15 protein-coding genes are annotated in these 14,604 nt (G+C 71.6%); 9 read left to right on the forward strand and 6 right to left on the reverse strand.

The genetic code is table 11. From position 1 onward, the window contains the following. Positions 1-45 precede the first annotated feature (45 nt). Entirely contained in the window at positions 46-450 is a 405-nt protein-coding gene (locus VF612_RS08670) for a nitroreductase family deazaflavin-dependent oxidoreductase (RefSeq protein WP_408659455.1), read from the reverse strand. A gap of 101 nt (positions 451-551) precedes the next feature. Beyond that, on the reverse strand, positions 552-1,172 hold the full coding sequence (locus tag VF612_RS08675; RefSeq protein ID WP_408659456.1) for a LysE family transporter: 621 nt from the start codon (positions 1,170-1,172) through the stop codon (positions 552-554). A 338-nt stretch (positions 1,173-1,510) separates the two neighbouring features. On the opposite strand from VF612_RS08675, the gene VF612_RS08680 reads away from it, so the two are divergent. The 3 genes from VF612_RS08680 to VF612_RS08690 are packed head-to-tail and all read left to right on the forward strand — an operon-like array spanning position 1,511 to position 5,420. Further along, positions 1,511-2,845, forward strand: a complete 1,335-nt coding sequence (locus VF612_RS08680) for a condensation domain-containing protein (RefSeq protein WP_408659457.1) — start codon at positions 1,511-1,513, stop codon at positions 2,843-2,845. Continuing rightward, positions 2,842-3,093 carry a phosphopantetheine-binding protein gene (locus tag VF612_RS08685; protein ID WP_408659458.1) on the forward strand — a complete coding sequence of 84 codons (252 nt, stop codon included), beginning with the start codon at positions 2,842-2,844 and terminating at the stop codon, positions 3,091-3,093. The genes VF612_RS08680 and VF612_RS08685 overlap by 4 nt, the downstream gene beginning before the upstream one ends. Next, entirely contained in the window at positions 3,093-5,420 is a 2,328-nt protein-coding gene (locus tag VF612_RS08690; protein ID WP_408659459.1) for a lantibiotic dehydratase, read from the forward strand. Before VF612_RS08685 ends, VF612_RS08690 begins: the two co-directional genes overlap by 1 nt. Positions 5,421-5,441: 21 nt before the next feature. On the opposite strand, the gene VF612_RS08695 is transcribed toward VF612_RS08690, so the two are convergent. Both VF612_RS08695 and glgX read right to left on the reverse strand, forming a co-directional pair. Further along, entirely contained in the window at positions 5,442-5,870 is a 429-nt protein-coding gene (locus VF612_RS08695; RefSeq protein WP_408659460.1) for a VOC family protein, read from the reverse strand. 87 nt (positions 5,871-5,957) lie between these two features. After that, complete coding sequence (gene glgX / locus VF612_RS08700; protein ID WP_408659461.1) at positions 5,958-8,120, reverse strand: glycogen debranching protein GlgX; 2,163 nt, start codon at positions 8,118-8,120, stop codon at positions 5,958-5,960. Positions 8,121-8,194: 74 nt separating this feature from the next. Between glgX and VF612_RS08705 the strand changes: the two genes are divergently transcribed. The 5 genes from VF612_RS08705 to VF612_RS08725 are packed head-to-tail and all read left to right on the forward strand — an operon-like array spanning position 8,195 to position 12,178. Beyond that, positions 8,195-9,010 (forward strand): ABC transporter ATP-binding protein, encoded by an 816-nt coding sequence (locus VF612_RS08705; RefSeq protein ID WP_408659462.1) that lies wholly within the window; start codon positions 8,195-8,197, stop codon positions 9,008-9,010. A gap of 41 nt (positions 9,011-9,051) precedes the next feature. Continuing rightward, positions 9,052-9,831 (forward strand): enoyl-CoA hydratase/isomerase family protein, encoded by a 780-nt coding sequence (locus VF612_RS08710; RefSeq protein ID WP_408659463.1) that lies wholly within the window; start codon positions 9,052-9,054, stop codon positions 9,829-9,831. 2 nt (positions 9,832-9,833) lie between these two features. Continuing rightward, the gene (locus VF612_RS08715; protein WP_408659464.1) at positions 9,834-10,793 is read left to right on the forward strand and encodes a class I SAM-dependent methyltransferase; all 960 of its coding nucleotides are present in this window, start codon (positions 9,834-9,836) and stop codon (positions 10,791-10,793) included. Next, positions 10,790-11,440: an HAD hydrolase-like protein gene (locus VF612_RS08720; protein WP_408659465.1), complete on the forward strand. Its 651-nt coding sequence runs from the start codon at positions 10,790-10,792 to the stop codon at positions 11,438-11,440. The genes VF612_RS08715 and VF612_RS08720 overlap by 4 nt, the downstream gene beginning before the upstream one ends. Before the next feature lie 3 nt (positions 11,441-11,443). Further along, positions 11,444-12,178, forward strand: coding sequence for an acyltransferase (locus VF612_RS08725; RefSeq protein ID WP_408659466.1), 735 nt, complete (start codon positions 11,444-11,446; stop codon positions 12,176-12,178). A 4-nt stretch (positions 12,179-12,182) separates the two neighbouring features. Here VF612_RS08725 and VF612_RS08730 read toward each other — a convergent pair whose 3' ends face one another. After that, positions 12,183-13,364: a glycosyltransferase family 4 protein gene (locus tag VF612_RS08730; RefSeq protein ID WP_408659467.1), complete on the reverse strand. Its 1,182-nt coding sequence runs from the start codon at positions 13,362-13,364 to the stop codon at positions 12,183-12,185. 22 nt (positions 13,365-13,386) lie between these two features. On the opposite strand from VF612_RS08730, the gene VF612_RS08735 reads away from it, so the two are divergent. Continuing rightward, the gene (locus tag VF612_RS08735; protein WP_408659468.1) at positions 13,387-14,037 is read left to right on the forward strand and encodes a hypothetical protein; all 651 of its coding nucleotides are present in this window, start codon (positions 13,387-13,389) and stop codon (positions 14,035-14,037) included. Positions 14,038-14,110: 73 nt separating this feature from the next. Here VF612_RS08735 and VF612_RS08740 read toward each other — a convergent pair. Continuing rightward, on the reverse strand, positions 14,111-14,604 hold a 494-nt coding region (locus VF612_RS08740; protein ID WP_408659469.1), incomplete at its 5' end, for a hypothetical protein.

A 14,604-nucleotide genomic window follows, 5' to 3' on the forward strand; every position in this document is an offset into this window, starting at 1 on the left:
GATGTCGAGAGCCGTGCCCGTGCTTGCAGCGGGGCCGGACCGGCGTCAGCTGCGGGTAAGGATCACCACCGGGATCTGGCGCTCGGTCTGCCGCTCGTGCTCGGCGAAGAACGGGTAGGTCTGCTTGAGCATGCTCCACAGCCGGTCCCGCTCGTCGCCCTCCGCGGTGGTGGCCACCGCCTCGTAGCGCTCGTCGCCGACCTCGACGGTGACCTGTGGGTTGGCGGCCAGGTTCAGGTACCAGTCCGGGTGCCGGGGCGCGCCGATGTTCGAGGCGATCACCAGCAGCCGGTCGCCGTCCGGGTGGAACATCATCGGCGTGGTGCGCGGCTGCCCGGTCCTGGCCCCGGTGGTGGTCAGCAGCAGCAACCGGTCGCGGTGCATGCCCTCGATCTCGCCGCCGGCCCGGAACTGCTCGATCACCCGCCGGTTGATCTCTCTAACATCCATAGCCGTCCATTCCTCGCTCCCCTTTGCCCGGCCCCTCGCAGCGACAGTCATACATTGTGATCGCCCGAGCGGTCGACGGGTATGACTGTCGGCCGAGGTCCTCAGCTGGCTGCGAGCCGCACCGCAAGCGCCCCGATCAGGACGCCGGAGACGAGCGCCGTCACCCGCTGGCCCCGGACACCGGTGAGCATCCGGCCGAGCGCCGCGCCACCGCAGGCGAGCAGCAACTGCCAGCTTGCCGAGGCCGCGAACACCGCGGCCACGAACAGGGCCTGGCCGAGGCCGCTCGGGGCGGACCCGGCTCGAAGGCCGACCACCAGCGCGACGAAGTAGATGAGGGTCGTCGGGTTGATGGCGGTCAGGCCGGCCAGCGTGGCATAGGCCCGTGCCGGGCTGAGCGCCCGCGCCGGCCGGCCGCCGGAGATCCGCTGCCCGCGCCGGACTCCGAGCCACATGGCGCGCGCCGCCACGCCGGCCAGCACCGCGACCGACACCCAGTGCAGCACACCCAGGGCTGGCCTGATGAAGTCGGCCACGGCGGCGCCACCGAGGGTGGCAGCGACCGCGTACACCCCGTCCACGGTGGCGATCCCGAGCGCGGCGGCGGTCCCGACCCGAACGGAGGTCCGGGCGGTGAGCGCGACCAGGTAGGTGGCCATCGGCCCGACCGGGACGGCGACGGAGTAGCCCGCCAGCAGGCCGGCCAGCAGCTCGGCGGTCACGGCTGGGCCGGGACGGACCTCCCACCGGGGCAGGGCTGCTGGCGGGTGACCGCCGCGGTGGCGTCCGAACCTGTTCGTACCCGCTCCGTGTCCATGGTCATGGCGACGATGATGGGTCAGCCGCCGATCGGCGGCAACCGGGTTTTCGGCCCCGGCAGCCCAGCGGTCGCTCGGCACTTCGGAAGTCAAACCAGATCCGGACATCACCAACAATTGCTCCACAGCGGGGGAGCGCTCAGCTGCTCGCACAGCGCACGGTCAGCGCGCTGTGCGAGACCGCTGAGCACTGCTCTCCCTGACCGCGTTGATCCGCTGCGACAAGCCAGAAAGGAGGCTGCATGCTTCCCCTGTCCAGCCAGCAGCAACATCTGTGCGAGCCCGAGCAGGCGGGTGCCTTCAGTCCTCGATTCATCCTGTGCAAGGCGCTGCGGATCACCGGACACGTCGACACGGTGGCGCTGCAGAACGCTCTGGACGATGTGGTCGCCCGTCACGAGATGCTGCGTTCGGTCATCGTGCGCGACGCTTGCCCGCCCTACCAGCAGGTGCACCCCCCGTCGCCGGTGCCGCTGACGGTCCGCGACCTGCCACCTATGCCCAGCCACGTCCGGCAGCAGGTTGCCGAGGAGCAGCTCGCCAGGGCTGAGGCGAGCAGCATGGACCTCGAGCAGCTGCCGTTGCTCCGCGCCGAGCTGGCCCGCTTCGACAGCCATGACTCGGTGCTCAGCCTGGTGAGCCACCACTGCGCCTGCGACGGCTGGTCGATGAACCTGGTCGAGCGCGACCTGGCCGCCTGCTACGCGGCCAGGACCGGCGAGCACCCGCTGGACCTGCCGAAGGCGCCCCAGTACCAGGACTACACCCGCTGGCAGCGCAACCAGCTGGCCCAGCCGGCCGCACTTGCGAGGCTGGCGTACTGGCGCGAGCAGCTCGACGGCGCGCGCATGTTCACCCTGCCCACCGACCGGCCCGTCCCAGCCAGCTACACCGAGCCATACCTGCGGTACTCGTTCGGCGTCGGCGCCGAGGAGATGGCGACGGTCTCCCGATTCGTCAAGGCCGAACGCTTCTCGGGCTTCATGGTCATGCTCGCGGTGTTCAACGTGCTCGCGCACCGGATCAGCGGCACCCTGGATCCCGCCGTCAGCACGATGTTCCACGGGCGCAGCGAGCCCCAGTTCCGGGACACGGTCGGGTTCTTCCTGGACTTCCTCACCATGCGCACCGACCTGTCCGGCTGCCGGAGCTTTCGCGACGTCCTGATAAGCACGCGCGCCACCTGCCTGCAGGCCTATGAGCACGAGGTGCCACACCGGCAGGTTCTGCAGGCGATCCCGTCCCTCGGCGAGCCGATGACGAATCCGGGTAACTCCTACGTCGTGTTCGGATTCTGGGATTCCTCGCTGACCAGCACGACCACCGGTCCGTTCCGGATCGGCGACGGCTTCTCCGTCATCCGCAAGCCGGAACGGGCGCGGGTTCGAAGGAATGAGCAGTTGCCCGGTGGCGTGACGTTCAACACGGGCACGGTCCCCTCGGGTGAGCTGGTCGGTTCGCTGCAGTTCAGCCCCGAGACCTTCGACGAAACCACCGTGGCCGGCTGGGTCTCTGACTACTGCCAGATCCTGACCACGGCCATGGCCGACCCCGACCGCGAATGGGAGTTGCTGTGAACGAGCCGTCCAGCCCTGCCACCACCACCACCGTCGACCGGCTGCGCCGGCTGTGGACCGAGATCCTGGACGAGGACGACATCGCGCCGGACGCGGACTTCTTCGACCTGGGCGGCAACTCCTTCACCGCGATGGACCTGATGGCGAAGGTGCGCGCGGAGTTCGGCGTCGAGCTGGGGATCGTCGCCCTGTTCGCCAACTCCAGGCTGCCTGCGCTGGCTGACCAGATCGACCGGTTGGCGCGCTGATGGGCGCGGCGGACAAGCCCCATCTGGTCCCGCTGGACGACGGGGACTGGGCCACCTGGCGGGACGTGGTGCTGCGCGGCGCGGGCTTTCCGGCAGCCGCCGTCCAGGCGCTGACCGACCCGGGCCTGGCCGCCGCTGCCGACGCGGCGGTGGCCGACGCCCGCGAGCAGGGCGCCTACCTCGAGGAGTACCGGTCCGCCGGCGGCCGGCTGTCGGCGGCGATTCAGCAGCTCGCCACGTCCTCGCGATTTCGCGAAGCCGTCACCTGGCAGAACCCGAAGCTCATCAAGCTGTGCCTGGACAAGCTGGCGGCCGGCGAGCCGCGCACCGCCCGGGGCCGCGCTCATGAGCAGACGGTCGCCAACTACCTGCAGCGGTACGGCCTGAAGAACGACACGATCGGCTTCACCGGCCCGGTCGGCTGGGCGCGCTGGACCGAGCAGGGCCCGCCGCTGGAGATGCGTCTCGGCGAGCGCTTCCTGACGCGCCGGACGGTCTACTTCGAGACCTGGGCGATCGATGCCGTGGCGCAGGCGCTGGCAGCCGATGCCGAGCTGCGGCCGTGGTTGGCGCCCCGGCTGTTCGCCGCCCACCGGCTCGACGGCGCCACGTTGCACGTGCCGGGACGGCGGCCAGTGGCCCTCACCGCGAGCGAGAGCGCGCTGCTGGCGCGGCTGGACGGGATCGCCAGCGTGACCGACCTCGCCGCGGAGCTGGCCCGCTCGGAGTCTCCCGAGCTCGGCGACCGGACGGCCCTGCTGGCCGCCCTCGACGCGCTGGTCGCCCGCGGCCTGGTGCGGCTCGATCTGATGGGCGTCATCGAGGCTCGGCCGGAACGCGCGCTGCTGGCCCGGCTGGAGCGGATTGCGTACCCGCGAGCGCGTCAGCGGGCGCTCGGCATCGTTGCGGGCCTGCTCGCCGCCCGGGACCGGGTCAGCGCCTGCGCCGGGGACGACGTGGCCCTCGAAGCCGCCTTCGCCGAACTAGGGAGCTGCTTCCAGGCCATCACCGGAGTGGCGGACGAGCGCCGTCCGGGGCAGACCTATGCCGGCCGCACGCTGGTCTATGAGGACACCGTCCGGGATGCCCGGGTGGACCTGGGGCCGGCTCTGCGGCAGGAGCTCGCGCAGCCGCTGGGCCTGCTGCTCGACAGCGCCCGGTGGCTGGTGGCCGAGATCGGGCAGGAATGGCACAAGCTCCTGCTGCAGCTCTACGAACGCCGCGCCGCCCAGACCGGCAGCCCGGCTGTTCCGCTGACCGCGATCTTGAGCGTGGCCACTCCCTTCCTGTTCTACAACGCACGCACCCTGTCGCAGCCGACCGGCGCTGCCGTGGCGGAGTTCCAGCGCCGGTGGGCAGCGGTCCTGCAGATCCCGCCGGACGCCTCTGACGTCCGGTTGCGCAGCGCGGACCTGGCCGAGCGGGTCGCGGAGCTGTTCCCGCCGCGCGAGCTGCCGTGGGCCACCGCGATCCACCACTCACCCGACGTGATGCTGGCCGCCGCCGACCCGGACGCGATCGAACGGGAGGACTACCTGTTCGTGCTGGGCGAGCTGCACCTGTCGTTCAACACGATGGAAAGCCGGGTCTTCGTCGAGCAGCACGACGACCCGGCCTTGCTGCTCGCCGGCGCCGAGTCGGACCTGGGCGACCGGCGCATCTACAACATCCCGCCCAGGAACGTGCTCAGCGTGACCTCCCGGGTCGCGCCGCCGTCGGCGCTGCTCTCGCCCCGGTACACCTACTGGACCACCTACCTGGAGTGCGTCGAGCCCGCGGCGCCGATCATTCCGGCCGTCGATCTGGTCGTGCACCGCGAGGGCGACCAACTCCTCGTCCGCTCCGTCACAAGCGCGTTCGAGGCTCCGCTGTCCAGGGTGATGGGCGAGATGCTGTCCGGAGCGTCCCTGAACGCCTTCAAGCCGGTCGCCCATGGCGCCCACCGTCCACGGATCACGATCGACCGCCTCGTCCTCACCCGCGAGTCGTGGACCTTTCCGGCCGCCGAGCTGGCCTGGGCGAGCCTGCGCTCGGAAGCCGACCGGTTCCTCGGCGCCCGGCGCTGGCGGCTGCGGCACGGCCTTCCGGAACGGGCGTTCTACACGGTCCCGGTCGAGGACAAGCCGACCTTCGTCGACTTCAGCAGCCTGGCCTACGTCAACATCCTGGCCAAGTCGATCCGCCGGTCGGCGGCAGAGGAGGACGGCTCGGTCACCCTCACCGAGATGCTGCCCGACCAGTCACAGCTCTGGCTGACCGATCAGGACGGCCACCGCTACACCTGCGAACTCCGCCTGCTCGCGGTCGACCAGCAGGCGCAGCCGTGAGGACCTGTGCCGGGGGCTGCCCTAGGCCGATGTCTGCTGCTCTCCGGCGATGTTGACCAGCCACGGGATGCCGAACCGGTCGGTGCACATGCCGAAGAAGTCACCCCAGGGAGCCTTGTCCAGCGGCATGGCGACGTCGCCGCCATCGGACAGCTTGTCCCAGTAGCCGCGCAGCTCGCCCTCGTCCTCGCCGCTCAGCGAGACGGCGAAGTTGTTGGTGCCCGGGGTGTAGTCCATGGAGTTCGGGGTGTCGGCGGCCATCAGGGTCAGGCCGTTGTCGGTGATCAGCTGCGAGTGCATGATCTTGTCCTGCTCGGCCGGATCCTCGCTGGCATGCATCTCGGCGAACGTGCTCATGGTGAGCTCGCCGCCGAACACCGAGTGGTAGAACTCCATCGCCTCGCGCGTCCGGTCGCGGAAGTTGAGGTAGGGGTTGAGCCGGGTGGTCATGAGCGGGTCCTTTCCCTCGTGAGGCCTTGATTCTGTACCGCGCCCGCACGGCTCGGGAAGTGGGCGCCGCCTGGTTGGCCGGTCCGTCTAGCGCTGGTCGCGGTCGGCGCGCAGCAACAGCACCGAGCGGCCGGCCAGGGCGATCTCGACGCCCCCGCCGATCGGCTCGGCGGCCGAGATCCCGCCGGCCTCGCCGGTGTCGATGACCACCTGGTAGCGATCGGCCCAGGGCAGCCCCGGCAGCGCGAACCCGATCGGCTGCTCGCCGGAGTGCAGCAGCAGCAGGTAGGACTCGCCCCGGATGGTCTCGCCGCGCCGGCCGCGGTGCCGCAGCCCGCGGCCGTCGAGGTACATGCCGATGGTGCGCAGCGCCGGGTCGAACCAGTCCCGGGCGCCGAGCTCGCCGCCGGCCGGGTGGAACCAGGCCAGGTCCTTGCAGCCGTCCTCGTCCACCGCCCGGCCCTCGAAGAACGCCCGTTGCCGCAGCACCGGCGAGGCCCGGCGCAGCGCGATCAGCCGCCGGATCAGCTCGAGCAGGTCCGCGCTCGCCGGGGTGTCCTCCCAGTCCAGCCAGGAGATCTCGTTGTCCTGGACGTAGGCGTTGTTGTTGCCGCCCTGGGTGCGATACCGCTCGTCCCCGGCCACCAGCATCGGCGCCCCGGTCGAGAGCAGCAGCGTGGTGAGCAGGTTGCGAACCTGCTTGCGCCGCAGGGCGTTCACCGTCGGATCGGCAGTCTCGCCCTCCACCCCGAAGTTGAGCGAGCGGTTGTCGTCGGTGCCGTCGGCGTTGCCCTCGCCGTTGTCCTCGTTGTGCTTGCGCTCGTAACTGGCCAGGTCCCGCATGGTGAAACCGTCGTGCGCGGTGACGAAGTTGATCGAGGCGAACGGCAGCCGGCCGTCCTCGGCGTAGAGGTCCGAGGACCCGGTCAGCCGGAACGCCAGGTCCCGGACGCCGCCCGCCCCGTGCGCCCAGAAGTCCCTCACCGTGTCGCGGTACTTGCCGTTCCATTCCGTCCACAGCGGCGGGAACTCGCCCACCTGGTAACCGCCGTCGCCGATGTCCCACGGCTCGGCGATCAGCTTGACCCGGCTGATCACCGGGTCCTGGTGGATGGTGTCGAAGAACGAGGACAGCTTGTCGACATCGTGCAGCGACCGGGCCAGCGCCGACGCCAGGTCGAACCGGAACCCGTCGACGTGCATCTCGGTGACCCAGTAGCGCAGCGAGTCCATCACCAGCTGCAGGACGGCCGGGGTCCGGACGTCCAGGGTGTTGCCACAGCCGGTGTAGTCGAGGTACTTGGCCGGGTTGTCCGGGTCCAGCCGGTAGTAGCCGCTGTTGTCGATGCCCCGGAACGACAGCATCGGCCCGTCCGGGGTGGCCTCGCCGGTGTGGTTGTAGACCACGTCCAGGATCACCTCGATGCCGGCGGCGTGCAGGGCGCGCACCATCGCCTTGAACTCGCGCACCTGGTTACCGCCGAGCCGGCCGGTGTGGGTGGCGTAGGCGGCGTGCGGGGCGAAGAAGCCGATCGAGTTGTAACCCCAGTAGTTCTTCGCGCCGCGCCGCTGCAGGGCCGGCTCGCTGATGAAGTGGTGGATCGGCAGCAGCTCGACGGCGGTGATGCCCAGATCCTTGAGGTAGGAGATGGCGGCCGGGTGGGCCAACCCGGCGTAGGTGCCCCGGAGGTCCTCGGGGATGCCCGGATGGCGCGCGGTGAAGCCCTTGACGTGCAGCTCGTAGATGATGGTGTCTTCCCAGGCCGTGTTCGGCCGGGGGTCGTTGCCCCAGGGAAAGCCGTCCAGGGACACCACCGACCGCGGGACGAACGGCGCGGAGTCCAGGTCGTTGCTGGCATAGCAGGCGATGTTCTCGGTGAAGTCGCCCTCGATGGCGCGGGCGTACGGGTCGATCAGCAGCTTGGCCGGGTTGTGCTGGTGGCCGCTCGCGGGGTGGTGCGGCCCGTCCAGGCGGAAGCCGTAGCGCTGGCCCGGGTTGATCCCCGGCAGGTAGCCGTGCCAGATGTGGAAGCTCTTCTCCGACAGCTGCACCCGGGTCTCCGGGCCGGAGCCGACGAACAGGCACACCTCGGCCCGGGTGGCGGTCGGTGACCAGATGCTGAAGTTGGTGCCCTCGCCGTCCCAGCAGGCGCCCAGCGGGAACGGCGCGCCGGGCCAGGCCACCAGGTTGCCGGGGCTGGCGCCCAGCTGGTGTGCCAGGCGGTGGCTGAGGTCGGGTGCAGGTTCCATAGCGCAGGCGACCTTACGCCGCCGAGGGGCGTGCCGTTTTCTCACCAGTTGTGAACGTGCGGTTGGATAGGGGCGTGGCCGGCCCCGATTTCGAACCAGACCCCGACGCCATCCTGCAATTGCGGCAGGTGACCGTCCGGCGGGGGAGCAAGCTGCTGCTGGACTCCGTGGACTGGACGGTCGAGGAGGACGAGCGCTGGGCCGTGCTCGGGCCCAACGGCGCCGGCAAGACCACCCTGCTGCAACTGGCCGCCACCACCATGCACCCGACCACCGGGACGGTCGCGGTGTTCGGCGAGCGGCTGGGCTCGGTGGACGTGTTCGAGCTGCGGCCCCGGATCGGGCTGTCCTCGGCGGCGCTGGCCCAGCGGATCCCGCCCGGGGAGCTGGTGATCGACGTGGTGGTCTCGGCCGGCTACGCCGTGATCGGGCGCTGGCGGGAGGCGTACGGGCGCCTGGACGTCCGGCGGGCCCGGACCCTGCTGGCCCGGTTCGGGGTGGCCGAGCTCGCCGAGCGCAGTTACGGCACGCTGAGCGAGGGCGAGCGCAAGCGGGTGCAGATCGCCCGGGCGATGATGACCGACCCGGAGCTGCTGCTGCTGGACGAGCCGGCCGCCGGCATGGACCTCGGCGGCCGGGAGGACCTGCTGCGCCGGCTGGCGAGGCTGGCCGCCGACCCGGAGGCGCCGGCGATGATCCTGGTGACCCACCATGTCGAGGAGATCCCGCTGGGCATCAGCCACGCGCTGCTGCTCGGCGAGGGCAAGGTGGTCGCGCAGGGGCTGATCGGCGACGTGCTGACGTCGGAGAACCTGTCCCGCGCCTTCGGCCTGGACCTCACCGTCGAGCACGAGGACGGCCGGTACTTCGCCCGTGCCCGCTGGAGCTGATCGCGCGCGACCCGTCAGCGGCTCTGGGTAGGCTCGCGGCCATGACTGAGTTCGTATCCCTCGAGGTCGCCGACGGGGTGGCCACCATCCGGATCGACCGGGCGCCGGTGAACGCCCTGAACACCCAGGTGCAGGAGGAGCTGCGCGAGGCAGCCGCCGAGTGCGGCCGGCGCGACGACATCCGGGCCGTCATCCTGTGGGGCGGGCAGAAGGTGTTCGTCGCGGGCGCGGACGTCAAGGAGTTCCACACCATGTCGGCCCAGGACATGCAGCGCCGGGCCGGCGCGCTGACCTCGTCGCTGGATGCCATCGCCCAGCTGCCCAAGCCGGTGATCGCGGCGGTGACCGGCTACGCCCTCGGCGGCGGCTGCGAGCTGGCGCTGACCGCCGACTTCCGGGTCAGCGCCGACAACGCCAAGTGGGGCCAGCCCGAGATCCTGCTGGGCGTGATCCCGGGCGCCGGTGGAACCCAGCGGCTGGCCCGGCTGATCGGCCCTGCCAAGACCAAGGACCTGGTCTTCACGGGACGGTTCGTCGACGCCGCCGAGGCGCTGGAGCTGGGGCTGGTGGACGTGGTGGTCGCCGCCGACGACGTGTACCCGACCGCCCAGGCGATGGCCGCGAAGTTCGCCCGCGGGCCGGCGCTGGCGCTGCGGGCGGCCAAGCTCGCCATCGACGGCGGCCTGCAGACCGACCTGGCCAGCGGGCTGAAGCTCGAGTCCCAGCTGTTCGCCGGGCTGTTCGCCACCGAGGACAAGCAGCGCGGGATGGGCTCCTTCATCGAGTCCGGGCCCGGCAAGGCCGAGTTCATCGGGAACTGAGCATGCCCGCCGCGCCGAATCCCACCGTCGCCAGCGCTACCGCCGAGCAGGTCGAGGCCGCCTGGAAGGACCCGAAGCTCGCCAACGTGCTCTACCACGACTGGGAAGCGGGCAGCTACGACGAGAAGTGGTCCATCAGCTTCGACCAGCGCTGCATCGACTACGCCCGCGACCGGTTCGCCCATGTCGCAGGCGCCGACGGCTGGCCCTACGGCCGGGCGCTGGAGCTCGGCTGCGGCACCGGCTTCTTCCTGCTGAACCTCAAGCTCGCCGGGGTGCTCGACTCCGGCGCGGTGACCGACCTCAGCCCCGGCATGGTCGAGGTCGCCCGCCGCAACGCCGCCAACCTGGGCTTCGACATCGAGGGCCGGGTCGCCGACGCCGAGTCCATCCCCTATGACGCCGACAGCTTCGACCTGGTGGTCGGGCACGCGGTGCTGCACCACATCCCCGACGTCGAGCAGGCGTTGCGGGAGGTGCTGCGGGTGCTCAAGCCCGGCGGCCGGTTCGTCTTCGCCGGCGAGCCCACCCGCTACGGCGACCTCATCGCCCGCCGGCTGTCCCGGCTGACCTGGTGGGCCACCACCCGGATCACCCGGCTGGACCGGCTGAAGTCCTGGTCCCGGCCCAAGACCGAGCTGGACGCCTCGTCGCGCGCCGCGGCGCTGGAGGCCGTCGTCGACCTGCACACCTTCGACCCGGCCGAGCTGCGCCGGCTGGCCGAGCGGGCCGGGGCTGCGGACGTCGCGACCCGGACCGACGAGCTGACCGCGGCCTGGTTCGGCTGGCCGGTCCGGACGTTCGAGGCGGCCGTCCCGCGCGAGAAGCTCGGGTTCGGCTGGGCGATGTTCGCCTACACCAACTGGCAGCGGCTGCATCGGCTGGACTCGGCGGTGCTGGCCAGGTTCGTGCCGGCCCGGCTGTTCTACAACGTCGAGATCACCGGGACCAAGCCGGCATGATCGACACCGTCCTGTTCGACCTCGACGGGACGCTGAGCGATTCGGCGCCCGGCATCCTCGGCGCGCTGCGGGCCAGCTTCGCCGAGGCGGGGCTGGACTGGGTGGATCCCGACACCGCGCGCTCGCTGCTCGGCCCGCCGTTCTGGCACTCGCTGCCGCCCCTGGTCGGCGAGGACCGGGTCGATCAGGTGGTCAGCGCCTACCGCCGGCACTACGTCGAGGACGGCGCCATGTTCGACACCGCCTGCTACGACGGGGTGGCCGACACCCTGCAGGCGCTGGCCGACCGCGGTTTCCGGCTCGCCGTCGCCACCAGCAAGCCGGAGCCGCACGCCAGCCGGATCGTGGCCCACCTGGGGCTGGCCGGCTTCTTCCAGACCATCTGCGGCGACACCCTCGACGGGCTCCGGGACTCCAAGGCGCTGGTGGTGGGCGAGGCGCTGACCCGGCTCGGCGCTCCGGATCCGGCGACCGTGCTGATGGTCGGGGACCGCAGCCACGACGTGCTGGGCGCGGCCGCGCACGGGCTGGGCTGCGCCGGCGCGCTGTGGGGGTACGGCTCGGCGGCCGAGCTGACCGCGGCCGGCGCGCTGCGGCTGTGCGCCAAGCCGGCCGAGGTGCTCGACGCGCTCGAGCCCGCGGGCTGAGCCATGGTCGGCCGATGGCGGTTCCGCGTCCGCGATGCCGGCCTCGATGCCGGCCTTGATCCCGGCCTTGATGCCGGCCAGCCGCGCTGGCTCAGCGGGGCGAGCCTGCGCTGGGTGCTGCGGCGCCGGGCGTACACGCCGTGGTACCTGCTGCGGTACTGGCGGTTCTGGCGGTTCAAGCTCGCCAATCCGCATGTGATCACCCAGGGCATGGTCTTCCTCGGCAGGAACGTCGAGGTGTACGCCCGGCCGGGGTTCGGACGGCTGGTGCTGGGACGCTGGGTGCACCTGGGGGACGGCACCTCGCTGCGCTGCCACGAGGGCACCCTGCGGATCGGGGACAAGGTGGTGTTCGGCCGCAACAGCGTGGTCAACGCCTATCTGGACATCAGCATCGGCGCGGCCAGCATCATCGCCGACATGGTCTACGTGACCGACTTCGATCACGTCTTCGTCGACATCGAGCGGCCGATCAAGGATCAGGGGATCGTCAAGTCACCGGTGCGGATCGGCTCCGACGTGTGGCTGGCGAACAAGGTGTCGGTGGTCCGCGGCACGGTGATCGGCGACGGCTGCGTGGTGGCCGCCAACGCCGTGGTCACCCGGGACCTGCCGCCGTACTCGGTCGCGGTCGGGGTGCCGGCCAGGGTGATCCGCAACCGGCGCGATGATCACGATGCCGGCGCGGACACCCGGGCCGCGATCGCGGACATGGCCGCCAAGCTGGGCCTGACCTGAGCGATCACCGTCGCACGCTGGCGTAGACCTCGGCCGTCCGGCGGGCCAGTGCCGGCCAACCGAACTCCTCCTGTGCCCGGCGTTGGGCGCGGGCCGCGCGCTGCCGGGCGCCCTCGGGATCGCCCACCACCTCGCGGACGGCGGCGGCGATGGCGGCCGGGCTCTCCGGGGCGAAGCGCAGGCCGGTGACCCCGGGCTCCACCAGCTCGGCCAGGCCGCCGGTGTCCGAGACCGCCACCGGCGTGCCGGCCAGCTGGGCCTCCAGCGCCACCATCCCGAACGGCTCGTACAGCGAGGGCACCACCACCAGGTCGGCGGCGGCCAGCAGCCCGGTCAGCTCGGCGGCGTCCAGGAAGCCCGCCCAGCAGATCAGGTGGCTGACCCGGTACCGGGCCGCCCGGTCCTGCTGGGCGGCCAGTTGCTGCCCGGCGCCGGCCACCACCAGCCGCATGCCCGGCAGCTCCTGGCACAGCAGCGGCAGCGCCTTGATCAGCTCCTGCAGCCCCTTCTCGTGCACCAGCCGGCCCGCGAAGGCCAGCAGCGGCTCGCCGCCGTATGCCCGGTTGCTGCCAGCAGTCTCAACCTCAGATCGAGACTCAACCGGCAGCCAGGACCCGGGGCCGTTGCCGATCACCCGCACCCTGGCCGGATCGAGCTGGAACAGCCGGCTGACCTCGGCGGCCATGAACCGCGAGCAGGCGATCACCGCTGCGGCGTCGCGGCACAGCCAGCGCTCGACCGAATGGATGGCCCGCGGCGTCGACTCGGGAAGCCAGCCCTGCTGCCGGCCGTGCTCGGTGGCGTGCACGGTGGCCACCACCGGGCTGCCGGTGACCTCGTGCAGGGTGTGGGCGGTCTGGGCCACCAGCCAGTCGTGGGCATGGATGACGTCGGGCCGCCAGTCCGCGACCAGCCGCAAGCCGGCCCGGGTCAGGGAGTGTTCGAAGGCCTGCGCCCAGGCCAGCACGCTCTCGCTGCCGAGGTCGATGGCCAGCCCGTCGGCGGCAGCCCGCCAGACGGTGACCCCGTCGAGGCGGCGCTGATCGGGCTCGGCCCGGGTGCCCCTGGTCAGCACCCGGACGTCATGTCCCTCGGCGGCCAGGTGCCGGGCCAGCTGCCCGACATGCCGACCCAACCCGCCGACCACCAGCGGAGGGAACTCCCATGACACGATCAGCACCCGCACACGAGAGATGGTGCCCTACCCGATGACCCAGCCGACGCCGCCGCATGACCGGCCGCCACCGGCCGGCTCCGAGCCCGGTTCTGAGTCCGGTTCTGAGCCCGCCGGAGAGCCCGGCTCCGAGCGCGGCTCTGAGTCCGGCGGCCGGCCGCCGCGCGATCGAAGCGCCGCTCGGTTGGCCGCCGGCGCGGTCCTGCTGGTGCTTGCCCTGGTGCTGTTCGCCAGCGCCCGGGTGGTCGCGGCCGGCCAGCGGCACGCCTACGACCCGGCAGCCAACCCGCCGCCGGCCTACCACCTCACCGCCGGCAAGACCTACCAGCTGTCGTCCACCCGGTCGGTGGCCGAGTTGAAGAAGGCCGGGCTGCTCACCGACCTGGCCTGCTATGCCACCACGAGCACCGGGGTGCAGACCCCGGTGGCGTTGGCGTCGACGGCCGAGGACGACCGCAACCTGCACCTGTTCGCCACCATGGTGGCTCCCAGCACCGGCGAGTACCGCCTGAGCTGCACCGGCATCCCGCAGGTGTTCGTCGACGACGCGGACAACGCCGCGCCCGATCGCAGCGCCCCGCTGGTGCTGCTGTCCATCCTGGTCGGCCTGCTGGGCGTGATCGCTGCCTGCTCGGGTGGCTACGGCGTCTTCACCCCGAACCGCCGTCAGCCAGCTGACCGGTAGTAGCGTCGCCCATCGGCAGGACCGACCGCTTCGCGGCGATGCCGAGCGGTTTCGAGCCGTCGCGACCCTGAGGTCAGGGCATCTCGATGGTTTCGGCACGTTCCAGTTCGGCCAGGGCCGCATCCAGGTAGCCCGTCAGCGGGCCGCCGGCCACGCTCAGCAGGTCCGCGATCAGCAACGCCGCGCCGGAGCTGAGCGCGCCCGGGCCGGCTGTCGCGGCCGCCTCGTCCGGGTCGGACAGGCCCAGCGCGCCGGTCAGCACCTGCACCAGCACCCCTGGATCGGCCTCGGCGTGCCACTGGGCTGCTGACAGCAGGCAGCGCCGCAGCACGTCCTGGGCGTCGGCGGTGGACAGCCCGTCCGGATGCAGCTCTTCCAGCAGCGAGCGCAGCACCCACGCCTGCACCAGGACCAGCCGTTGCGGGTCCTGGACCGCCAACCGATCAGCGGCCTGGGCGAACCGGTCGGCGTCCTGGCTCGACGCGGCCTCGACGGCCTCGGTGATCGCACGGCGGAGCCCGGCCGCGGAGGAGGTAGCTGACCGGCGCATGTGGTGGCGACTCCCAG

The sequence above is a fragment of the Jatrophihabitans sp. genome, from assembly GCF_036388195.1.
Lineage (GTDB): Bacteria > Actinomycetota > Actinomycetes > Mycobacteriales > Jatrophihabitantaceae > Jatrophihabitans_A.